Source organism: Ruegeria sp. C9, assembly GCF_056537585.1.
Genome location: NZ_JBQFRU010000001.1, coordinates 339185 through 362373, shown reverse-complemented (window position 1 = coordinate 362373; position 23189 = coordinate 339185). Strand labels below are relative to the sequence as shown.

The 23189-nt window shown below is 56.3% G+C and carries 21 protein-coding genes; 13 read left to right on the top strand and 8 right to left on the bottom strand.

What is annotated here, in order from left to right; all coding sequences use genetic code 11:
- Window positions 1-47: 47 nt before the first annotated feature.
- On the top strand, window positions 48-827 hold the full coding sequence (locus ACR0NE_RS01725; RefSeq protein WP_170596549.1) for a metallophosphoesterase: 780 nt from the start codon (window positions 48-50) through the stop codon (window positions 825-827).
- Window positions 828-831: 4 nt separating this feature from the next.
- Here the strand turns inward: ACR0NE_RS01725 and ACR0NE_RS01720 are convergent, their stop codons facing one another.
- Window positions 832-1356: a CBS domain-containing protein gene (locus tag ACR0NE_RS01720; protein ID WP_170596551.1), complete on the bottom strand. Its 525-nt coding sequence runs from the start codon at window positions 1354-1356 to the stop codon at window positions 832-834.
- A gap of 120 nt (window positions 1357-1476) precedes the next feature.
- Between ACR0NE_RS01720 and ACR0NE_RS01715 the strand changes: the two genes are divergently transcribed.
- The 7 genes from ACR0NE_RS01715 to ACR0NE_RS01685 all read left to right on the top strand — a co-directional run bounded on the left by ACR0NE_RS01715 (window position 1477) and on the right by ACR0NE_RS01685 (window position 8774).
- Window positions 1477-1662 (top strand): hypothetical protein, encoded by a 186-nt coding sequence (locus ACR0NE_RS01715; RefSeq protein ID WP_170393974.1) that lies wholly within the window; start codon window positions 1477-1479, stop codon window positions 1660-1662.
- A gap of 67 nt (window positions 1663-1729) precedes the next feature.
- Window positions 1730-2755, top strand: coding sequence for an FAD:protein FMN transferase (locus tag ACR0NE_RS01710; RefSeq protein ID WP_170596553.1), 1026 nt, complete (start codon window positions 1730-1732; stop codon window positions 2753-2755).
- Window positions 2756-2770: 15 nt separating this feature from the next.
- The gene (gene nqrM, locus ACR0NE_RS01705; protein ID WP_170393970.1) at window positions 2771-3001 is read left to right on the top strand and encodes a (Na+)-NQR maturation NqrM; all 231 of its coding nucleotides are present in this window, start codon (window positions 2771-2773) and stop codon (window positions 2999-3001) included.
- A 15-nt stretch (window positions 3002-3016) separates the two neighbouring features.
- Window positions 3017-4687 carry a sulfatase-like hydrolase/transferase gene (locus tag ACR0NE_RS01700; protein WP_170596555.1) on the top strand — a complete coding sequence of 557 codons (1671 nt, stop codon included), beginning with the start codon at window positions 3017-3019 and terminating at the stop codon, window positions 4685-4687.
- Between the two features lie 86 nt (window positions 4688-4773).
- On the top strand, window positions 4774-6291 hold the full coding sequence (gpmI, locus tag ACR0NE_RS01695; protein WP_170393966.1) for a 2,3-bisphosphoglycerate-independent phosphoglycerate mutase: 1518 nt from the start codon (window positions 4774-4776) through the stop codon (window positions 6289-6291).
- Entirely contained in the window at window positions 6288-7421 is a 1134-nt protein-coding gene (locus tag ACR0NE_RS01690; protein WP_170465596.1) for a peptidase M23, read from the top strand. Before gpmI ends, ACR0NE_RS01690 begins: the two co-directional genes overlap by 4 nt.
- A gap of 6 nt (window positions 7422-7427) precedes the next feature.
- Window positions 7428-8774, top strand: coding sequence for a S41 family peptidase (locus ACR0NE_RS01685; RefSeq protein ID WP_170596557.1), 1347 nt, complete (start codon window positions 7428-7430; stop codon window positions 8772-8774).
- A 46-nt stretch (window positions 8775-8820) separates the two neighbouring features.
- On the opposite strand, the gene ACR0NE_RS01680 is transcribed toward ACR0NE_RS01685, so the two are convergent.
- The 3 genes from ACR0NE_RS01680 to ACR0NE_RS01670 form a co-directional block, all read right to left on the bottom strand.
- Complete coding sequence (locus ACR0NE_RS01680; RefSeq protein ID WP_170596559.1) at window positions 8821-10347, bottom strand: MFS transporter; 1527 nt, start codon at window positions 10345-10347, stop codon at window positions 8821-8823.
- A gap of 63 nt (window positions 10348-10410) precedes the next feature.
- Window positions 10411-10776, bottom strand: a complete 366-nt coding sequence (locus ACR0NE_RS01675) for a hypothetical protein (protein ID WP_170596561.1) — start codon at window positions 10774-10776, stop codon at window positions 10411-10413.
- Window positions 10777-10786: 10 nt separating this feature from the next.
- The gene (locus tag ACR0NE_RS01670; protein ID WP_170562004.1) at window positions 10787-11548 is read right to left on the bottom strand and encodes a DUF6478 family protein; all 762 of its coding nucleotides are present in this window, start codon (window positions 11546-11548) and stop codon (window positions 10787-10789) included.
- A 233-nt stretch (window positions 11549-11781) separates the two neighbouring features.
- Between ACR0NE_RS01670 and ACR0NE_RS01665 the strand changes: the two genes are divergently transcribed.
- From ACR0NE_RS01665 to ACR0NE_RS01650, 4 genes are read left to right on the top strand one after another with little or no spacing between them, the layout of a single operon-like run.
- A complete protein-coding gene (locus tag ACR0NE_RS01665; RefSeq protein ID WP_170596563.1) occupies window positions 11782-14877 on the top strand; it encodes an ABC transporter transmembrane domain-containing protein in 3096 nt (1031 codons plus the stop codon).
- Complete coding sequence (locus ACR0NE_RS01660) at window positions 14867-15766, top strand: type II CAAX endopeptidase family protein (protein WP_170407256.1); 900 nt, start codon at window positions 14867-14869, stop codon at window positions 15764-15766. The genes ACR0NE_RS01665 and ACR0NE_RS01660 overlap by 11 nt, the downstream gene beginning before the upstream one ends.
- A 59-nt stretch (window positions 15767-15825) precedes the next feature.
- The gene (gene accD / locus ACR0NE_RS01655) at window positions 15826-16758 is read left to right on the top strand and encodes an acetyl-CoA carboxylase, carboxyltransferase subunit beta (protein ID WP_170393952.1); all 933 of its coding nucleotides are present in this window, start codon (window positions 15826-15828) and stop codon (window positions 16756-16758) included.
- The gene (locus ACR0NE_RS01650) at window positions 16755-18029 is read left to right on the top strand and encodes a bifunctional folylpolyglutamate synthase/dihydrofolate synthase (protein ID WP_170596565.1); all 1275 of its coding nucleotides are present in this window, start codon (window positions 16755-16757) and stop codon (window positions 18027-18029) included. Before accD ends, ACR0NE_RS01650 begins: the two co-directional genes overlap by 4 nt.
- A gap of 31 nt (window positions 18030-18060) precedes the next feature.
- Here the strand turns inward: ACR0NE_RS01650 and zapE are convergent, their stop codons facing one another.
- A complete protein-coding gene (gene zapE, locus ACR0NE_RS01645) occupies window positions 18061-19119 on the bottom strand; it encodes a cell division protein ZapE (RefSeq protein ID WP_170465594.1) in 1059 nt (352 codons plus the stop codon).
- A gap of 148 nt (window positions 19120-19267) precedes the next feature.
- Here zapE and ACR0NE_RS01640 point away from each other — a divergent pair, with 148 nt between their 5' ends.
- Window positions 19268-20509, top strand: a complete 1242-nt coding sequence (locus ACR0NE_RS01640; RefSeq protein WP_170596567.1) for an MFS transporter — start codon at window positions 19268-19270, stop codon at window positions 20507-20509.
- A gap of 1 nt (window position 20510) precedes the next feature.
- Here ACR0NE_RS01640 and ACR0NE_RS01635 read toward each other — a convergent pair whose 3' ends face one another.
- The 3 genes from ACR0NE_RS01635 to sthA form a co-directional block, all read right to left on the bottom strand.
- A complete protein-coding gene (locus ACR0NE_RS01635; protein WP_170596569.1) occupies window positions 20511-21131 on the bottom strand; it encodes an HAD family hydrolase in 621 nt (206 codons plus the stop codon).
- A gap of 142 nt (window positions 21132-21273) precedes the next feature.
- A complete protein-coding gene (locus tag ACR0NE_RS01630; protein ID WP_170596571.1) occupies window positions 21274-21729 on the bottom strand; it encodes a YaiI/YqxD family protein in 456 nt (151 codons plus the stop codon).
- The gene (gene sthA / locus ACR0NE_RS01625) at window positions 21726-23186 is read right to left on the bottom strand and encodes a Si-specific NAD(P)(+) transhydrogenase (protein WP_170393939.1); all 1461 of its coding nucleotides are present in this window, start codon (window positions 23184-23186) and stop codon (window positions 21726-21728) included. The genes ACR0NE_RS01630 and sthA overlap by 4 nt, the downstream gene beginning before the upstream one ends.
- Between the last annotated feature and the right edge of the window lie 3 nt (window positions 23187-23189).

Below are 23189 nucleotides of genomic sequence, written 5' to 3'. Positions count from 1 at the left end.
TTTGGCGAATGCTGCTCCATATTTTTCCGCATTAGGCAGCAGGTCTTATGTTAACCGGATGGATCAAAAGGCTTATCGCATCTCAAACACCGTCTGATCAGCCGGTGAATCTGTATTCATTGGCGCCTACAGAAAAATTCTACGCAATCGGAGACATACATGGGAGGTTGGATCTTTTACAACGGCTCCTGCCTGCGCTGGATAACGACTGTCCGGTGGTGTTTGTAGGCGACTATGTTGACCGGGGCGGATACAGCGCGCAGGTGTTGCGTCAGCTACATCACCTCGACACGAACCCCGAAACCCGGGCGATCTGCCTGAAAGGCAATCACGAAGATATGCTGCTTGGGTTTTTGTCCGATCCAACACGGATGGCGCGTGTCTGGCTGTATAATGGCGGTGCTCAGACTTTGGCTTCGTTTGGGCTTGCGGATATTGACCAGTCCAACCCGCAAGCCGTTGCCGAACAACTGCAGCAAGCGATGGGACAACCGCTTCTGGACTGGTTAAAAGATCGGCCGCTGACCTGGACAAGCGGGAATGTAACGGTTGTTCATGCCGCGCTTGATCCTTCGCAGCCGGTCGATCGGCAACAGGACAGAACTTGCCTTTGGGGGCATCCTCAGTTCCGCAAGAAACGCAGGAAAGACGAGCAATGGGTGGTGCATGGCCATACCATCGTCGACGAAGCTCGGGTCGAGCATGATGTCATTTCGATCGATACAGGTGCATTCGCCACCGATCAGCTGACGGCTGCGGAAATCTCGCCTGGTTCTGTCCGATTTATCTCGACCGCGCACACCGGAATCGCGCGCCTATCAACGTAAGTCGCTAGCCGACGATCATTTGCTTCATTCTAAGTGCTTCATATTCCAGTTCTTTCAAGCGGAAATGAACCACATCGCCAATGGTGATCACCCCGCGCAGATTTCCATCACTCAGTATGGGCATATGCCGGAACCGGCCTTCGGTCATGGTTTTCAGCACGTCGTTCAGATAATCTTCGGGGCTGCAGGTTTTAACCTCAGTCGTCATAAGATCAGCCGCGGATTGGGGTAGGGTCTGGCCGGGCGTTTCCGCCATACGGCGCACGATATCACGTTCGGAAAGGATACCCTGCAGGGCACCATTCTGATCCGTCACAACAACGGCCCCGATGCGTTTTTCGCGCAAGATATCCACGACCGAGTGAATCGTGTCGTTGGGCCGCACCGAAAACACAGCATCACCTTTGCCTTCCATCAGTTTCGCAACCGTTGTCTGGGTATGCGACAGATTGGTCTCAACTGATTGACTGCGGGTTGTCGCCGCGGCCTTGTCGCCGCGTGTCGGAGGCTGGTAAGAGCTTGGGGCCATGGGCGGTCTCCTCTTTCACCGGTATTGTCTTTACAACCTACCTTACCGCAGGGACCGGCCCTGTATAGGGTGCAATTTCGAAAACCGGCGTAACTTGGCCACTTCAAAAGGAAATTGCTTGTGAGCAACCTGTATCTGACGCCACCAGTTGCCGCGCTGATATTCTTTATCGTGGTGGTCTGCGGCCATAATTTTCGCATGGCTTGGAAACAGCAACCGGAAGGTTGGCAAAAGCGCGCTTGGCTGTTTGGCGTCCCGGCAGCAATCGGGCTTTTTACATTGGCGTTTTTGCCGCTCAAGATTTGAGGCCGGTTTGACTCTGAACAGGCTCACTGGCATATGCCGGGCAAGAACACTCCCGGGAGATTGCACCATGCGCCCACTGATCGCACTGGCCTTACTTTTGACTGTTTCGGCCTGCTTGTTTGGCAAAGAGCCTGACGTGGTACGCCTGTCCGGCGAGACGATGGGCACCACGTTCAACATCACCGCAATCGGCGATGATTTAGACGAAGCAGCGCTGGGGCAAGCGGTTCAGGAGACCCTGGCGCAGGTCAATGCCAAGATGTCCAACTGGGACCCGAATTCCGAGGTCTCGACCTTCTCGGCCTCAGGCAGCACGGACCCCATGCAAGTGTCAGACGAATTTGCCTTCGTAATCGAGGCCGCAAATGAGGTTCACGAGAAATCCGGTGGTACGTTTGATGTTACCCTTGGTCCGCTGATCGAATTGTGGGGGTTTGGACCGCGAAAACCTGAAGACCCAATTCCGGCAGATGACGAGATCGCGACAGCGCTAGGGCAAGTGGGACAAGCGCGGTTGTTAGACTTGGATCGCGGAGCGGGCACTTTGGCCAAGTCAGAGGCCGGAGTCGGGATCAACCTGTCTGCGATTGCCAAAGGTTATGGCATCGATGCGGTTGCCGCACAGCTGCGCGAGGCCGGGATCGAGAACTATATGGTCGAGATCGGTGGTGATCTGGTGACCATGGGCGAGAATGACAAAGGCGAAAGCTGGCGGATCGGGATCGAAAAACCCGAGACTGGCGCGCAATCAATCCAGTTGATCGTGCCGCTCGACAATCTGGGAATGGCGACCTCGGGTGATTACAAGAACTTCTTCGAACAGGACGGGGTGCGCTATTCGCATATCATTGACCCGACGACGGGCCGCCCGATTACTCATCGCACCACTTCGGTTACTGTTATAGCAGACAACGCCATGATGGCGGATGCGTGGGCAACGGCGATGCTGGCATTGGGTCTGGAAAAGGGTCTGGAACTGGCCGAAGAGCATAAACTTGCCGTGTTCTTCATCTCGCGGGATGTGACAAGCGGAGAAGAAGCCTATATCACCGTACAAAGCAGCGCCTTCAAGGATGCGCTGGGGACCAACTGACCGGTAGGAACCGCTATGAGCACCTTTATTCTAGCCTTTTTCCTGTTGCTGATCGTCATGGTTGGCATGGCGCTGGGTGTGATGTTGATGGGCAAAACCATCAAAGGCAGCTGCGGTGGCCTGAACGCGATCTCGGGTGCCGATAAATGTGTGGTCTGTCAAAAGGATATCGATCCCGACAGCCCTCTGCGCGACCAGTTGCAGTGCAAGCGTGCGAAAAAGATGCTGCAACAGATGGAAGGCTAGGATAACCCTCTTGGCATGAACAAAGCCAAGAACGTCCTCTTCATCATGTTCGACCAATTGCGCTGGGATTACCTCAGCTGCTACGGACATCCACATCTGCATACGCCAAATATTGACCGTCTCGCCTCGATGGGTATGCGGTTCACACGGGCCTACATCCAGTCACCGATCTGCGGCAGTTCCCGTATGTCGACCTATACCGGCCGCTATGTGCATTCGCACGGCGCGTCATGGAATGGAATCCCGCTGAAAGTTGGTGAGGTCACCATGGGCGATCACTTGCGCAAGGCAGGGATGGATTGCTGGTTGGTTGGCAAGACTCATATGCGCGCAGACGCCGAGGGCATGGCTCGTTTGGGGCTTGAGCCCGACAGCCTGATCGGGGCACGCCTCGCTGAATGCGGGTTTGATGTCTTTGAGCGCGATGACGGGATGCGCCCCGAAGGGCCGGATGGGTTTTATGACCCGGATGGCGCCAAAAGGTACAACGAGTATCTGAAAGACAAAGGCTATGAGAGTGACAACCCCTGGCACGACTTCGCCAATTCGGGGCTGGATGAAGAGGGCAATGTACTTTCAGGTTGGTTCCTGAAAAATTCGTCAGAGGCCGCGAATATCGCCGAGGAAGACAGCGAAACGCCTTATCTCACCTCTCGCGGCATGGAGTTCATGGAAAACCATGAGGGGCCGTGGTGCTGCCACCTCAGCTACATCAAACCGCATTGGCCCTATATTGTGCCAGAACCCTACGCCTCGATGTATGGTCCCGAACACATTCTGCCTGTCATTCGGTCCGAAGCTGAACGGCAGAACGCTCATCCGGTGCTGAAAGCGTTCATGGAAACGAAAATCGGCCAGACCTTCTCGCGTCAGGATGTACGCGAGGCCGTGATCCCAGCCTATATGGGCCTGATCAAGCAGGCTGACGACCAAATGGGGCGGCTGTTTGAGTGGATGGAACAGACCGGACGAATGCAGGACACGATGATCGTGCTGACCTCGGACCACGGGGATTTTCTGGGCGATCACTGGATGGGAGAGAAGACCTTCTTCCATGACGCCTCGACCAAAATGCCGCTGATCATCTATGATCCATCGCCCGAGGCTGATGCCACGCGCGGCACCACATGCGATGCATTGGTTGAATCCATCGATCTAGCGCCCACGTTTCTGGAGGTTGCAGGCGGTGAACCCGCAGGGCACATTTTGGAGGGGCATTCGTTGCTGCCCATCCTGCACGGTCAGGCCGAAAGCACTCCGCGCGATGTGGTGATTTGTGAGTACGACTACTCCGCATCCCCCATTGCGCAGACACTGAACGCCTCGGTTCGGGATGCGGTCATGTTCATGGTTGCAAACGAGAAATGGAAGCTGATCCATTGTGAAGGGGGCTATCGCCCGCTTTTGTTTGATCTAGAGAATGATCCGAGCGAGCTGACGGACCTGGGCGAAAGCGATGAACATGCAGACATCATCGCCGAGATGTATGATCACCTGTTCACCTGGACGCGGCGCCAGTCGCAGCGCACGACCCGGTCGGAAGAACAACTGCTAAACATGCGTGGATCAAGCCGAGGAACAGGCGTGGTGATCGGTATTTACGACGAAAACGAGATGCCGCTTGAGCTGACCGTTAAATACCGCAACCGCAAAGCGCGACCCTTTGGGGACTACAAGACAGATTAATTCTTCATTCGCGGCCCTAATGACGGTTCAACCTTGAGCGGGCAGGGGGTAGAAGACAGCAACGCCGCCTCAATCGGAGAGCTTTCATGACCGCCCCAAAGCCCGTTGTCCTTTGTATCCTTGATGGTTGGGGCCTATCCGACGACACCAAGGCCAATGCGCCTTATCTGGCAAATACGCCAACCTTTGATGCTCTCATGGCTGAAGGTCCTCATGCGCAACTGATAACGCACGGGCCGGATGTGGGTCTACCTAGTGGTCAGATGGGTAATTCCGAGGTTGGTCACACCAATATCGGGGCTGGGCGCGTGGTTGCGATGGATCTGGGGCAGATTGACCTAGCCATAGAAGACGGTTCTTTCTTTCACAATGAGGCGCTGCAGAGCTTCATCGCTAAGGTGAAAGCTGCAGGCGGGACAGCGCATCTGATGGGGCTGGTATCGGATGGGGGCGTGCACGGGCACCTGGATCACATCGTAGCTGCCGCCAAAGCGGCTACCGATGCGGGTGTGCCTGTGGCGCTACATGCGATCACCGACGGGCGCGATGTGGCCCCGAAATCGGCCTTTACCTACATCGCCGAACTCGAAGACCGGTTGCCCGATGGCGCAAAGGTCGTCACCGTCTGTGGGCGCTACTTTGCCATGGACCGCGATAATCGCTGGGAACGCGTCTCCGAGGCCTATGACGCAATAGTCAAAGGTCAGGGGCGCACTGTGGCCTCGGCCCATGAGGCCGTCGACCATGCCTACGCCCAATCCGAAACCGACGAGTTTATCGCGCCCACGGTTCTTGCTGGTTATTCCGGTATTAAGGACGGTGACGGGTTCTTTTGCCTGAACTTCCGCGCCGACCGTGCCCGAGAAATCCTGCGGGCAATTGGGGAGCCCGGTTTTGCCGAGTTCGACTCCGGTCCGCGCCCGCAGTTGTCGGCGTTACTGGGCATGGTTGAGTATTCCGATGGCCATAACGATTATATGACGACCGTATTTCCCAAGCGGGATATCGTGAACACGCTGGGCGAATGGGTTGCTAAGCAAGGCCTGCGCCAGTTCCGGCTGGCCGAGACCGAGAAGTACCCTCATGTCACTTTCTTCCTGAACGGTGGCAAAGAGCAGCCTGAGGGTGGCGAGGATCGCTTCATGCCCAAATCGCCCAAAGTGGCGACATATGATTTGCAGCCCGAGATGTCCTCGGCCGAAGTGACAGAAAAGTTCGTCGAGGCAATCCACGGCGGATATGATCTGATCGTCACCAACTACGCCAATCCCGATATGGTTGGCCATACCGGTGATCTGAAAGCTGCGATCAAGGCCTGTGAGGCTGTTGATCAAGGTCTGGGGCAGGTGGTTGCAGCGCTGAAGCAGGTCGGGGGTGCGATGATCGTGACCGCAGATCATGGTAACTGCGAAATGATGGTCGATCCGGAGACGGGCGGTCCACATACGGCCCATACGCTGAACCCCGTGCCTGTTGTTCTGGTCGGCGGCCCCGAAGGTTCAAGCCTGCGCGATGGGCGCTTGGCCGATCTTGCTCCAACTTTGTTGCAGCTTATGGAATTGCCGAAACCCGTTGAAATGACAGGGGAAAGCTTGCTGACATGAGATTGAGCCCGATCGTTGCTGCAGCGCTGATTTGGGCCACCCCTGTCGTCGCCCAAACCAGCCCGTCAAAGGCGGCACTAGAAGCGGCCGAGATGCTGGAGCAAGCCTCGATCGCGTTGACTGAGGCCGAATCTGCCCGCGACCGGGTCAAAGCTCTGACCGAAACCATAAAAGCCTACGAGGCTGGTCTGAGCGCCATGCGCGACGGCCTGCGCCGCGCGGCCTTGCGCGAGGCGCAATTGACTGCAGAATTGCAGGTTCAAGAGCAGGAGGTGGCGCAGCTGTTAGGTGTTCTGCAGACGATCGAAACCACCGCGCCTCCAGTACTTATGCTGCACCCGTCCGGCCCACTTGGGGCCGCGCGCACTGGTATGATGTTGTCCGAAGTCACGCCTGGGTTGAACGCGCAGGCTCAGGCGCTTGCAAACGAATTGCAAGAGGTACAGACACTGCGACAGCTTCAACAAAACGCTGCCAATACGCTGACCGAAGGGTTGGAGGGTGTTCAGGATGCCCGCACGCAGCTTAGTGAGGCGATAGCGGACCGGACCGATCTGCCGCGCCGTTTCGTAGAAGATCCTGTGCGTACAGCGATCCTGATATCCTCGACCGAAACGCTGGATGGGTTTGCCAGTGGGTTATCCGAGATCACCGATGGTGAGATTGAAGATACAAATGCAGATGTCTCGGGCCGGAAAGGTCAAATCGCCTTGCCCGCACAAGGGGTCATGCTGCACCGGGCGGGCGAAACGGACGCAGCGGGGGTAACGCGCCCCGGGCTGGTGCTGGGCACGCGACCCCGCGCATTGGTCACCGCGCCAACGGCTGCCACGATCCGTTACCGCGGGCCCTTGCTGGATCTCGGGAATCTTGTGATCCTTGAACCCCAGCCCGGATTGCTATTCGTGTTCTCAGGTCTGCAAGAGGTATATGGTCTGACCGGGGAAGTGATACCCGAGGGTACTCCGGTAGGTTTGATGCCGGGTGAAACTCCGGAAATCGGCGCTATTATGTCAACAAGCGGTGATGGCACTGGAACTGACTGGTCAGAAACGCTCTATATAGAAGTAAGACAGGATAACAGCCCAGTGGACCCGGAATCATGGTTCCGGACGGACAAGGATGGATAAACGAGTATGAAGAAATTTGTGATGGCCGGACTGGCCGGCACCGTGGCAGGGATAGTCGCAACAACTCAGATCGCAGGCCCTCTGCTTGCGCAAGAAGCCGAGAACAAGGCAAGCGTTTACGAACAACTTGATCTGTTCGGTGACATTTTCGAACGTATTCGCGCCCAGTATGTCGAAGAGGTAGAAACCGACGAGCTGATCGAGGCTGCGATTGACGGGATGCTGACCTCGCTAGACCCGCATTCCAGCTACCTGTCGCCTGATGATGCCGAGCAGATGCGCGTGCAGACACGTGGCGAGTTTGGCGGGCTCGGTATCGAAGTCACGCAGGAAGAAGGCTTTGTCAAAGTAGTATCGCCCATCGATGACACCCCAGCGGATGCTGCTGGTATCGAAGCGGGCGATTTCATCACCCATGTGGATGGCGAGAGTATTTTGGGGCTGACGCTGGATAAAGCCGTGGACCTGATGCGCGGCCCGGTGGGATCGGAAATCGTGATCACAGTCGTGCGTGAAGGCGAGCAGGAGCCATTCGACGTGACGATCGTTCGCGACACGATCAAGCTGACCGCAGTTCGTGCACGTACCGAAGGTACAAGTGTCGTGTTGCGTGTCACGACCTTCAATGACCAAACCTATCCGAACCTCAAGGAAGGACTGGAAGAACAGATCGAAGAGGCCGGTGGCATCGAAAACGTCAATGGCATCGTTCTGGATCTGCGTAACAATCCGGGCGGGCTATTGACACAGGCCATTAAGGTCTCTGACGCGTTCCTGGATGAGGGTGAAATCGTCTCGACCCGGGGTCGCAATCTCGAAGATGGTGAGCGATTCAACGCAACACCCGGCGATCTGACCGGGGGCAAGCCCATCGTTGTGCTGATCAACGGTGGTTCGGCCTCGGCGTCGGAAATTGTCGCGGGCGCCTTGCAGGATCACAACCGCGCCATCGTGGTTGGCACAAAGAGCTTCGGCAAGGGATCGGTGCAGACGGTCATGCCGCTTCGGGGTGACGGGGCTATGCGTCTGACAACCTCTCGCTACTACACGCCCTCGGGTCGTTCGATTCAGGCGCTTGGCGTCAGCCCGGACATCATCGTCGAACAACCACGCAACAACCCGGTTGACGAGGAAGAAGAAGATACAAACACCCGCACCCGGTCCGAGGCCGATCTGCGTGGCAGCCTGAACAATGACAGCCTCAGCGAGGACGAGATTCGCCAGATCGAAGAGGATCGCGCCAAGGCCGAAGCCACCGCGGAGCTGCGGGAAGAGGATTATCAACTGGCCTATGCCATCGATATTCTCAAGGGCCTGTCCGCATTCAATCCGACTGGAGGACCGTCACAATAAAGGGTAGGGGCCGCCACCAGCGGCCCCATACTTACACCTGTACGGGTTACCCTTCGACCTTGTGCAGCTTTTTCTCATCCAGCATCAGCGCTAGGACGATTCCAGCAGCGACTGAGATCGTGGCGAATACAAAAGCCATATTCATTCCGGTATCAAAGGCCGCCGCAATGGCGGCCTGAACCTTTTCAGTTTCACCTGAATTCAACTTTTCAAGCACTGCTTTTGCCGAGTCTGTGTTCAGCGTTCCACCATTGATCGCTTTCTGATCAGCCTCGGACATGTTGATGTCTGACGCGGTCAATCGGGTTTTCAGGCTGGACAGGCTTGTCACATACATGACCGCCGTCGCACAGGCGACCGCGATTGCCCCATAGACAAGATGGGTCATGAAACTCAGGCCGCCAACCAGTCCGGCGCGTTCCGGCTTGACCGCGCATACAGCGGCTGTTCCCGAAGGCCCGACCGTCAGCGTTGCGCCCAAACCAATCAGCGCCATTCCGGGCAGAATCTGAAAATATCCGGTCCCGGAAGGCATGATGACAACGCTTGCCGCCCCGACTGTGGCGCAAATATATCCCCAAAACAGCAGTCGCTTGGGCCCAAAATCGTTATACAGCGTACCCGAGACGATTGATCCGACCGCTAGCAACACCGTCAGCGGTGCCAAACCCAGCGCCGATTGGAACACAGACCATCCCAAGACTTTTTGCATATACTGCGGAAAATAAAGCAGCCCGACAAAAGCTGCCGAGACGTTGAACATATTCAGACCCAAGGTAATCAGAAACTCTCGGTTCTGCATCAACTGAGGCATTAGCAAGGGTTCCTTGACCCTCTTTTCGACTTTCGGAAACAGGAAGAACAAAACGGCGCTGACAAAAAACAGCAGCAAAAGCGGCAGCGAAGTCCAGCCCCAATCGGCACCAACGTCCAAACCGTAAAGCAAGAGCAAAACTGCAAAAGACAGGATACCCATCCCGGCAAAGTCGATGTGTTCACCTTTCTTATGCTCGGTCTCACGCTCCATCAGCAGGATCGCAGTCGTCATCGAAATGCTGGAAAACACCACATTGGCGAGGAAAAACAACCGCCAATCACCCAGATTGACCACCGCGCCGCTAATCATCGGTCCAAAGACATTACCCGTGGTGACACCCGCCAGTATCAGCCCCATCACCAACGCGCGGTGTTCTTCTTTCGACACTTTGGTGGCTCCAAATGCAAGCGTGCAGGGCCACACGCATCCCGCCCCGATCCCCTGCAAGGCGCGTGCGCCGATCAGGTAGTCCAAACCGGGTGAGACAAAGCATAAAACCGACGCAAACAGAAAGATCGAAAGACCGATGATCATCAACTTGCGATGACCATACATGTCACCCAGGCGACCTCCGGCCACCATCGTCATTGCAAAGAACAGAGCGTAAATATTCAGAACCCACTGGGTGCTGGTGATGTCGGCGTCAAAGCTGTTTTCGATTGCCGGGACCAGCATCAGGGCACCGGTAAAATCGATCCCGATCCCGAAACCCGTCACCATCAGCGCGATGACCTTTATGATGCTGTTGCGATCCATAGGCCAATCCAATGATGCACGTATGGATCTGAAAAGATAGGGACAATCCTGTCGGTACTGTGGTCAGGTTTCGCTTTGAGATGCCTGAGAGCGGCGGAACGCGCGCTTTAACATGTCCAACTCGGCGCGCAACAAAGCGACTTCGGCCCTCAGATCATCTGCGGCGGGTGAACCGGCGATGATGGTGAAATCCCCCAGCTTATGGCCTGTTGTTCCATCGTGAATCACGACAGTATGGACACCTTCCGACAGGGCGGCGGGCGGCACAGGGATGCGCAAGGCCCAGCCATCTGTTGCTGGTTCCAACTCAACATCAGTCAAAGGCTCACCAAGAAACAGCACCTCGATCTGAGGGGGGCTTTCGCTGGTCAAATGGCCTTCCCACAGGCCATTTTCGAAGCGGATTGGTGTCAGGGTGGTATAAGACATTGAGTACCCTTTACAGATCAGCCCGGTGGTAACGGCAGAATGTCAGGTCACGAAACACCACACGGTTCATCGCGGGTTGATCAATGATCAGATCCAGCCAGAGTTTTTCAATTCGACGCTCATTCACGTTCAGATGGGCCAGATCAAAATCTACAGTCGCCGCAGGTGTTGAAAGATCAAGTTCGCGCAGAACCTGCTCGGTATTTGGGCCATGCTGAATGTTCAGGCGGGCGAAGACTACGGTAGAACGCTCGCACTCAACCAGAGTGTCGACCCGCATCAGATGCTGGCGGGACAGATTTATGGCGGCATCCGTGGGCAGATCAATGGAAAGCGACAGGAAAGATCCCTGAAAATCAAATACCTCAACGGCCAGACTGAAAGGCGCCAAATCCTTGTCTCGCCGATTTCGGATTTGCTGCAGCCCGATCTCGACCTGGCTGCAATCGTGAAACAGGATGACCTGCCCATCCATCCGCGCCTTGCGCGGGGCCGAGGCTATACCTTTGCGGATCAGTGGCGTCCGCCACAGGTCCGGTCGCCACGACCAATCCGTTCCCAGGGGTTTTGGAAACTGCGTCGCCCCAATCAAGGGTTGGATCAGGCGAGCATCAGCTTTTTGAATTGCTTGTTCAAGTTTGCCGCGCAACCGCCGGGCGTCATCACGTTGGCGGCGAAGCTCAGGCAGTGCGAGGTGGTCAGACTGCTGCGCGGCACGCTGCCAGCGCCCCAGAGCCTTTAGTTGAATATATCGATCCAGTAACCTGCCCATCGCCCCATCTTTCAAGACAGCCCCTCTTTAGTCAAAGTCGGGGCAGGGGACAAACCAGTCTTACTTGATTAGCGGATAAATCTTCCCGAATCCTAAATGTGATCTCCTATCCAGCTGGTTTCTGCGTCGCAAAGAGCCGCCATTCTTGCAATAGCTCGGGCCGAGGCTTACCGTCGGCGCTCGGACAATCGGCATTTGTCCCGGATCATACAGGCTCATCATGAGGCAGGGGAATGGAACCCACCCTATTTTCATTCATATGGAAGCATTCGAAAAAACAGCAATTGGTCCTGCTATTGCTGACCGTTTTGTCATTTCCGTTCCTTTACGCTTCGTTGGAGCTTCCTAAGCAGATCATCAATGACGCGATTGGTGCGCCCGCAGACACGGTAACGGTACTCGGTATCACCGTGACGCAGGTGCAGTACCTGCTGATTCTGTGCTTTGCCTTTTTGGCAACTGTCATCGCCAGTGGCGTGATGAAAATGCGCATCAATACCATGAAAGGCATTCTCGCTGAACGGATGTTGCGTCGCCTGCGCTTTACCTTGATCAGCCGCTCGATGCGCTTCCCCAAATCCTATTTCGCCACCACCAGCCAAGGTGAACTGGTATCGATGATCACGTCCGAGGCCGAACCAATGGGCGGGTTGATGGGAGACGCCATCGCGCAGCCCGTTTTTCAGTTCGGCCAGATGATGACGATTGTCACGTTTCTTTTCATGCAAAGCGTGTGGTTTGGTCTGGCCAGTATTGCATTGATCCCTTTGCAGGCTTGGCTGATTCCCAAATTGCAGCGTCAGATCAACCTTCTGAACAAGGATCGCATTCAGGAGGTCCGGCGGCTGAGCTCTGAGATTGGCGAAAGTGCTGCTGGTATCAGCGATCTGCGCACCAATGGCGGCTGGCGCTATCGTCTGGCGCAATTCAGCCATCGGCTAGGAACCTTGTTCGAGATCCGCTTTAAGATCTACAACAAGAAGTTCTTCATGAAGTTCCTCAACAATCTGATCACTCAGATGACACCCTTCCTGTTCTATTCAGTAGGCGGCTATCTGGCGATCACGGGCGAGGTGACAGTAGGCGCATTGGTCGCCGCGTTGGGCGCATATAAAGACCTCAGCGGCCCTTGGAAGGATCTTCTGACCTACTACAACCAAGTACAGGACATGTCACTGCGCTGGGAAATTGTGACCGAACGGTTTGCCCCATCGAATATGATACCCGAACAGTTGTTTGAGGGCGTCCTCGAGGCAATCCCGCACCTGACCGGCGATATCGAACTGCGCAACGTGACCGTTCGTGATGATGACGGCAAGACCATCCTTGAGGATATTGATCTTACCATTCCCCAAGGCGCTCGGGTTGCGATTCAGTCGAAACACGCTTCGGAACGCAGTGCGCTTGCGCAGTTGCTGACGCGCGAAGTGCTGCCGGTTCAAGGCGAGGTTCTGATGGCTGGCCACAACCTCAACAGCCTGCATCAGGCGGTGATTGCGGCGCGGATCGGCTATGCCTATTCACGCCCTTACCTGTTCGACGGAACATTGGGTGATAACCTGCTAATGCCGCTGCGCACGCATCCTCAACACGAAAGTGGTGCATTGCAGGCCCCCTCACGCCGCCAGATCGAAGCCGTGCGCGCCGGGAACCCACCCGATTCACTGTCCGATGAATGGATCGATCCAAGCCTCGCGGGTCTTGATGACATCGAGGATATTCGCGATTGGTGGTTCCAGCTTGTCGAAGCGATGGGCATTGATGAATTTATGTTCCGGCGCACTTTGCGCTCTCAGTTCGACCCGGAAGTACACCCGGTGTTGGCGAAAGAAATAGTCGATCTGCGAGATACCGTTGCCACACGCCTGCAAGAGCGCGGTTTGGACAAGTATGTCTATCGGTTCGATCCTGACCAGTTCAATCCCGCCGTGCCCTTGGGCGGGAACCTGCTGTTCGCTTCACCGACGCATGATATCGCACCGGACATTCTGGCGGGGGACCACCGGTTTCTGTCATTGCTTACGGGCAATGGCCTGGATGATGACGCGCTCAGCATCGCTCAGGCCGTTCTGGAAACCCTAAACCAGACTTTCGGGCGAGATGGGGCCGATCACCCATTGTTCTTGCGGCTTGGCATGTCAAAAGACATGTACCACCGTCTGCTCGATATCGAAGAGCGCCGCAAAACCAAGGGCGAAGAAGCCATCGGCGATCAGGAACGTGCGCTGCTGTTGACCGTCCCATTCATGCTGACCGCTGAACAAATCGGCCCAAGTTTCCCTGAGGAGTACAAGGACAAAATCCTTTCCATTCGTCACAGTCAGGCCGAACGGCTGCGGGGCGCTATGGGTGCGATGTTCGTGCCGGTGTCACCGGATGTCTACGTTCCCCGCCTGACAGCAATGGAAAACGCTCTGTATGGTCGGGTATCCATCATGGCTGGTGCTCATGCAGAAGAGATCGAAGATCTGGTCGCGGAGGTTCTGAACGAAGCCGGGCTGCGCCGAAGGGCCGCCGCGATCATCTACGACCTGCCGTCCGGGTTAGGTGGGAACAACCTTCCGACAGTGTTTCAGGAGCGTGCTGCCTTTTCTCGTGCCGGGATCAAACGCCCCGATATCCTGATACTCGACAAGGCACTGGCCAGCCACGACTCTGAAAGCCGCCTGCGGACCCGTCTGAAGCTGCGCGAGTTATTACCCGACTCGATCATGATCTTTATGGAGGATCATTTTGCCCATCCGGAAGCCTATGATTTATTTGTTGAAATAAAGGACGGGCGCATCGATGGTGTCTCACGCGTGTCCACCGATGCCGAAGACACCGGGACGGACGACCTGAGCCGGAAACTCAAGATCATTTCTTCGACCGAGTTGTTTTCACGAGTCGATGGGCGCAACCAGCGTCTTCTGGCGTTTTCGGCCCAATGGTACGAGGTCGCGGCAGGTCAAACCATTTTCGCACGCGGCCAGGCTCCCGACGCGGCATATTTGTGTATTTCAGGTTCGGCGAGCCTGAATTGGCTGAATGAACACGGTGAAATGCGTTCGCTCTCGATAGTAGAACCCGGGCGCCTTATCGGCGATCTTGCGATTATCACCAATGAGCCGCGACAATTGGATTTGGTGGCCCTCACGGATTGCTCGTTCCTGCGGATCGGCGCGGAGGAATTGCGTGCTGTGATTGAAAGTGACGCGGGCGTTGCGATGAGGCTGCTTGAAACCGTGGCCGGATACCTGTCCACGGTGTCCGAGCGGTTGCGTGACCCCAACACTCCAATTGGGGATGACCTGCCTTCTGTAAGTGCTGAGCAATCCGATGAGCACTAACGAAAGGCGCGGTGCCTATTCAAGTCATCAGCAATTGCTAGGTGCCGCCCGCAGATATCCCGAGATATGGCGCTTGTTGGCTGGTCTTGCGCTGGTCTCAGTGGTTGTGGTCACGCTCAATGCAATCTTGTTCGCAATCGTTGCCAGTCTTGGCTCATCAGGGTCGGCGGTCACATTCTTGAATGGATCGTCGCCAACAGCGCTCCTTATTGTGCTCTCCAGCTTTATTTTTGTCACTATTGGCGTGGCGTTGGGGGCACGATTATTTCAGCACCGGTCACTTGCCTCGGTCCTGGGCGAACAATCCATCGCAATCTGGCAGTTTTGGCGCGTTGTTCGCGCATTGCTTCTGCTGGGTGCAGTCATATTCATACTCCCCCCCTATGACCTTGGTGCACCATTGGTGGCGAATCTCGCGTTAACCAAATGGCTTTTGCTGCTTCCCTTATCCGCTGTTGCGGTGCTGATTCAGACCAGCGCCGAGGAAATCCTGTTCCGAGGCTATATGCAACAGGGCCTCGCCGCGCGGTTTCGGTCTCCGCTGATCTGGATGGGTCTGCCATCAATCTTGTTCGCAGCTGGCCACTACAGCCCCGCGACGGTCGGAGACAATGCGGTCTTGATTGCCATCTGGGCGCTGACATTTGGGCTTTTGACCGCCGATCTGACCGCGCGAGCGGGTACGCTGGGCCCCGCCATTGCGCTGCATTTTTTCAATAACATCGCGGCTCTGCTTGTCATTTCGCTTCCCGACAACCTTGGTGGCCTGGCCTTGTTCCATCTTCCTTATGAGGCATCGGACGCCGAAGCGTTGCGACCTTGGTTGCTAGTCGACTTTGCGCTGATGATCGTGGGGTGGCTCACCGCAAGATTGGTCCTCAGGCGCTGATTGCATTTCCCGGCATTGCGTCTTATTTGACGTCAACGCCGCATTATCAAGGTTCCGACATGAACTGGATCACAAACTACGTCCGCCCCCGGATCAATTCGATCTTCTCGCGCCGCGAAGTGCCCGAAAACCTTTGGCACAAGTGTGATGAGTGTGGAACCATGCTGTTCCACCGCGAATTGGCGGAAAACCAGAATGTCTGCACCCAGTGCGACCATCACATGGCAATCACGCCGCGCGATCGGTTCCAACATCTGTTTGATGGCGGTATTTTTTCCGAGGTTGATGTCCCGGCACCGAAAGACGATCCCCTGCAGTTTCGGGATCAGAAAAAATACCCTGACCGTATGAAGGCGGCCCAGAAAAAGACCGGCGAGAAAGAAGCGATGCTGGTCGCCGTTGGCGAAATCGGCCGTACCCCGATCGTGGCAGCCGCGCAGGATTTTTCGTTCATGGGCGGATCGATGGGCATGTATGTAGGCAATGCCATCATTGCTGCAGCACAGGAGGCTGTTAGGCTACAGCGGCCCCTGATCCTGTTTTCGGCAGCCGGCGGCGCGCGGATGCAGGAAGGCATTCTGAGCCTGATGCAAATGCCGCGTACGACGGTCGCAGTGGAGATGCTTAAAGAAGCAAACCTGCCCTATATTGTTGTCCTGACCCACCCGACTACAGGCGGCGTTACAGCCTCGTACGCGATGCTGGGTGACGTTCATATTTCGGAACCCAATGCCCTGATCTGTTTCGCCGGACCCCGTGTGATCGAACAGACCATTCGTGAGAAACTGCCCGAAGGATTCCAGCGCGCTGAATATCTGCTGGATCACGGGATGCTCGACCGAGTGACCAAACGCACCGAGATGCGGGATGAGCTGATCACCATCACCCGAATGCTGATGAAGCAGCCCCCTGCGGTCAAAGGCGACCTTCCTGCGCCCGAGCCGGAAGAAGCCCCAACCGAGGCACCCACCGAGGACGCGGTCGAAAAATGACCTCCCCATCTTCGGATGCCATCCTAGACCGGATGATGGCGCTGCACCCCAAGATCATCGACCTGACCTTGGACAGGGTATGGCGTTTGCTGGCGGCACTAGACAATCCTCAGGTTAAGCTGTCTCCGGTCATTCATATCGCTGGAACCAATGGCAAGGGCTCGACCCAGGCCATGATCCGGGCGGGGCTTGAAGGGGCAGGGCATGCGGTCCATGCCTATACCTCACCTCATCTGGCCCGGTTTCACGAGCGAATCCGACTGGCAGGTGAGCTGATTTCCGAGCCCGACCTTACCGCCGTGCTGGATGAGTGTTACGCCGCAAATGGCGGTGAGAACATCACCTATTTTGAAATCACCACCTGCGCCGCGCTGCTGGCATTTTCCCGCACCAAAGCTGACTATACGCTGCTCGAAGTCGGGCTGGGCGGGCGGCTGGACGCCACCAACGTGATCGAACGGCCCGAGTTGACGGTCATCACCCCCGTCTCGATCGACCATGAGCAGTTCCTGGGCGACACTTTGGGCAAGATCGCCGCTGAAAAAGCCGGAATCATCAAGCCGGGCGTTCCCTGCATCGTCGGCCCGCAGCAAGATGAGGCGCTGGAAGTCATCGAATATACCGCAGCCCGTCTGGGCGCTCCGCTAATGGTCCACGGGCAGCACTGGCATGTTCATACTGAGAACGGTCGCCTTATTTATCAGGACGAAACCGGTTTGCGCGATCTGCCTATGCCAAACCTACTGGGTGCTCATCAGATCGAAAATGCAGGCGCGGCGTTGGCTGCGTTGCGCCACCTGCAAATGGGCGATGATGCCTACGAGGCCGCTGTGGCCAAGGCCGAATGGCCCGCGCGTATGCAGCGGCTAAAAATCGGTCCTCTGGTTGAGCAGGCCCCTCAAGCTGAGTTGTGGTTGGATGGTGGTCACAACGCGGCTGCAGGCACTGCTTTGGCCGAGGTTTTAGCGTCACTACCAGAACGTCCCACGCATTTGATTTGTGGTATGCTGAATACCAAAGATGTCACCGGTTATCTCGCGCCATTGGCCCAAAGGGCAGACAGCCTGACGGCCGTATCGATCCCGGGTGAGCAGAATACGCTGAGCGCGGACGAAACCGCCGCCGCTGCTGCTAAGGTGAATCTGGCCGCCACGACAGCAGACAGCGTCACAGACGCGCTCGCCGCAATCACCGCTCAAACCCCTGATGCACGCATTCTGATCTGCGGGTCGCTTTATCTTGCGGGAAACATCCTTAGAGAAAACGCCTGATGAAAAAGATCCTGCGCCAGGGCAGCAGCCCCTATCTGCCCCAATCCTTGTCTTGCATCTCCCGCAGGCGCGAGGCCGTACGCTCAAACTCAAAGGTTCCTTCTCCTTCGACATAGAGCATCTCGGGCTCGGCAGCGGCGGAACAAATCAGCCGAACTTTCGCCTCATAAAGCGCATCGATCAGGGTGACGAAGCGCTTTGCCTCATTGAAGTTATTGCGTGACAAACGCGGGATGTCTTCAAGAACCAATACCTTCAGCGCTTCTGCGATAGCCAGGTAATCTCCTGGACCCAACATTCGTCCGCAGAGGTCATAAAACGAGGCCCGTGCAACGCCGTTGCGAAAGGCGGGCAGGACAACTTCGCGACCCTTCACCTGAAGGGCCAGCTCTTCTGCCGGTCCACCCGACAGATCATTCCACACCTCACGAATCTTTTCCCGCGCTTCGGGCCCGATGGGGGTGAAGTAAACCGGCGAGCCTTCAAGTCGGTTCTGCCGGTAATCCGTGGGTGAAACCAACTCCCACACTTCCAGTTGCTCTTTGATATGCTGAATGAAAGGCAGAAAAAGCTGCCGGTTCAACCCATCCTTATATAGATCATCCGGATGTCTGTTCGAAGTCGTAACGATAACGACACCACCCTTGTAGAGCAGATCAAACAACCGCCCCACGATCATCGCGTCGGTGATATCGACGATCTGCATCTCATCAAAGGCCAGCACCCGCGCCGATTTGATGACTGCATCGGCCACAGGGACCAGAGCGTCCTCAACGCCGTCTTCACGCGCCTTGTGCAGACCGGAATGGATTTCCTGCATGAACGCATGAAAATGCACCCGTCGAACTGGGATTTCACCCAATGTCTCGACAAACATGTCCATCAACATCGACTTGCCGCGCCCAACACCTCCCCAAAGATACAAACCCTTGGGTGGCGGCGGCGCTTTGCGGAAAAATCCACGCTTAACCGGTTCGGCCAAGGCTGCCCGAATGCGCTCAAACCGGGGCAGCACAGCCTCTTGCGCGTCGTCCCGGGTCAGTGTCCCATCAGCAATAAGATCTTCATAGTGTGAAATTAGATCCGTCATGAGTTGAGCCATACCGATCGCTTCGTGTGTTGAAAAGAAACCTTTTTTCCAGACACATCAATTTTGCTGAACTGGCGTCACAAAACTCCTGAATTGACGCGCCGAGTTGTACCGCTAACGTCTGCTGGAACCAATCTTCGGAGCCTTAATGTCGCAATCCACCCGTTTGCTGAACCCGATCCTGATCGTCGGCTGCATCGTAATTACAGTCAGTTTTGCCGTACGCGCCTCTTTTGGTGTGTTCCAGATACCGATTGCGGATGAGTTCGGCTGGCTACGCAGCGATTTTTCGATGGCGATCGCCATACAAAACCTGGCTTGGGGGATCGGCCAGCCGATCTTTGGCGCCATTGCGGAAAAGATTGGGGATCGGCGCGCCATCATTCTGGGCGCTCTGACCTATACGGCGGGAATGGTCCTGACGGCATGGTCCGTTACCCCGTTTGAACATCAGATGTATGCCTGGCTCGTGGGTTTCGGGATCGCTGGGACGGGGTTTGGCGTGGTCCTTGCGGTCGTAGGTCGTGCCTCATCGGATGCGAACCGCTCGATGTCATTGGCGATTGTCACCGCAGCGGGCAGTTTCGGGCAAGTCATTGGCGCACCCACAGCGGAGTGGTTGCTGACTTTCTTACCCTGGCAGCAAGTGTTTCTGATCTTTGCGGTGGCTATCCTTGCATTGATCCTGACATTGCCATTCATGCGCGCGCCTCAGCCCGTCAGCAGGACGGAGCTAGAAGAGAGTATGGGGCAGATCCTGTCCAAGGCATTCCGCGACCCGTCTTATTCGCTGATTGCGATCGGCTTTTTCAGTTGTGGCTATCAACTGGGCTTTGTCACAGCCCATTTCCCCGCCTTCGTCACCGAGATGTGCGGCCCGATCCAACCCGGAGGCCTCTTACATTCGATGGGGATCACCACAACTTCAGCCTTGGGGGCGATTGCGATTTCGTTGATTGGGTTGGCCAATATCGGCGGAACTCTTTTGGCCGGATGGGCTGGAAATCACTTTCCGAAGAAGTACCTGCTCGCGGCGGTTTACACCGGCCGAACGCTTGCCGCAGGTGCCTTCATCGTGTTCCCAATCACGCCCTTGTCCGTGATCGCATTCTCGCTTGTGATGGGGTCGCTCTGGTTGGCGACCGTACCGCTAACATCTGGCCTTGTCGCACATCTCTACGGCCTGCGGTACATGGGCACGCTCTACGGGATCGTATTCCTGAGCCATCAGATCGGCAGTTTTCTGGGCATCTGGTTAGGCGGGCGCATGTACGACCAATTCGGTGATTACACCATGGTTTGGTGGATCGGCGTCGCTATCGGAGCGTTCAGCGCCATCATTCACCTGCCCATCCGCGAAAATCGCTCACCAACCGGCGTGACAGCCTGAGCTATGCGGCCTCTTCAGCGGTCAGCAGCCCCTCAGAAACCAATCGATCCGCCCAACCCTGCGGATCGATGAAGTGATGCGTTTGCCATCCGCGCGCCCTTGCTGTTTCGATATTCTCGATCCTGTCATCTGCAAACAAAAGCGCCGAGGGAGGGATGCCGCAATCGGCCTCAACCATTTCGTAAATTGGCATATGAGGTTTGACCGTCTTCATCCGACCCGAGACGTATTGACGATCAAACTCATTCAGAAACGGATAAACGGTAGTGGCATAGTCAAAATTCTGAACCCCAAAATTCGTCAGGGCAAAGACCGGGATCTTCTTGGTCCGCAACGCGCGCAGCAGTCGCGCTGAATGTGGGATCTCGGGCGCGGCCAGTTCGATCCAGTTGTCATGCCACATTCGGATTTCATCGCGCCATTCCGGGTACTTGTCCGCCCAATTGTAAATCGTATCCGTGAAATGATGGCCCTGATCTACCAGATCATTCATCCCATGCAGATCGACCTCGTCAAACATGGCGCGACGACGATCCTCGCCGATTATTCGATCATAATAGCGCTCGGGCTGCCACTCGATCAGCACATTTCCGATGTCAAATATGACGGCTTCAACGGCCATGACTTAATCCCATACCAGTTCAATCACCACCGACTGAACCAAGCGCAAGTCAGAGATGCAAGCGCCAACCGCCGCGCGGCACGCGCTGCCCAGCCCAACGGGAGGATACGCATCTTTGATGCGTCTCTGACCGGCGGGAGCACTACCTGCGAAGGGCAGCGCGTATCTCGCGCTCAAGCGCATCTAGAAAACGCGACCGGTCGGCTTTGCTAAATGGTTTTCCCCCGCCACCTGTCCCCAGCGGGTTCGCCGCGCGAAGGTCCGCCATCAGATCGCGCATTGCCAATTGCTGGCCGATATTGGCCGCGGTGAAAGCCTCACCACTGGGCCGAAGCACGCGTGCTTCGGCTTCAATACACTTGGCGGCCAGCGGTATATCAGAGGTAACGACAATATCGCCGGTGCCGCAGCGTTCGGCAATCCACTTATCCGCCTCATCTGCTCCCGAGGCGACGATCACTATCTGCACCAACGGGTTGGCGGAGGGGCGTAGCCCTCCGTTTGAGACCAGAACCATCGGCACCTTGTGCCGGGTTGCCACCCGTTCAGCCTCGGCCTTGACCGGGCAGGCATCCCCGTCGATGTAAAGCGTCGTCACGCCTCTTTGACCTTTGGCGCTGACTTTGCCTTTGGCGTCGATTTGCGCACCTTGAATTCGTCCGGAATGGGCATCCGGTTAAAGGCATCCAGCCCCGCGATTTTGTAAGCTTCGGCAAGGGTCGGATAGTTGAACGTGTTCTGCACGAAGTAGTCCACCGTGCCTTTCAGGTTCAGCACCGCCTGCGCAATATGGATCAGCTCGGTTGCCCCTTCGCCAACGATTTGCACACCTAGAACCCGCCGGGTCTTGAGCGAAAATAGCATTTTCAGCATGCCATGCTCCAACCCCATGATGTGCCCGCGTGAGGTTTCGCGGAAACGGGCCACGCCCACTTCGTAGGGAATACCACGCTCCTGCAGTTCTTCCTCGGACATCCCGCAGGTTGAGATTTCGGGGACCGAGTAGATCCCATACGGATACCAGGGGCTTTCCGGCAGGGTTGGAGTCTCCAGCGCATGACAGGCCGCGACCCGCCCTTGTTGCAACGAAGTTGAGGCCAACGACGGATGCCCGATGACGTCTCCGGTGGCATAGATATGCGGCACCGAGGTCTGATAGGTCTTGCGGTCCACGCTGATACGATTGCGATGATCCGTTTCAATGCCAACCGCGTCCAAGTTCAGCGCCGAGGTCGCCCCCATCCGGCCGGCTGCAAACAGCAGCATCTCGGCCCGGACGTGCCGCCCATTGTCCAGCGTGATCTCAACATGGCTACCGGCGTCTTCTATTTTCTCGACGGCTGCCCCCAACCGCAGATCGACGCCATTTTCACGGATTTGATGTGTGAAATCGTGGATCAGTGTCTTGTCGATGAAATCCAGAAACGTCTCGCGCGGTTCGATCAACGTCACCCGGACATCAAGCGCCGAGAACATAGTTGCATATTCAACGCCGATCACGCCCGCACCGATCACGCAGAGCGAACGCGGGATTTCCTCCATCTCAAGGAAATCATCCCCATCGACGACAGTTTTGCCATTGAAAGGCACGTAATCTGGCCGGTAGGTCTTGGTGCCGGTGGCGATCAGGAATTTGGCTGCTGTCAGACGCGTGGATTCGCCTGCATCCGTAGCCACCTCGATCTCGTGTGGCCCCGTGAACGTCGCCAACCCGTTCAGCGTTTCAACATGGTTGCGGTTGAACTGATGCTCCAGCACATCGACCTCATGATCGAGTGTCATGTGCAGCCGTGCTTTCAGATCCTCGGCGCTGATCTGATCCTTGACCCGGTAGGAGCGCCCATAAAAACTGCGCTCGCGCCAGCCTGACAGGTTCAGCACCGTCTCTCGCAAGGTTTTCGATGGGATCGTTCCGGTATGAACAGAGACACCACCAAAACGATCTTTGCGGTCAATCACCAGCACCCGGCGCTGCAATTTGCCTGCCTGAATCGCCGCCGCCCGGCCTGAAGGGCCCGAGCCGATGATGATCAGGTCATAGTCATATTTGCTCATGCC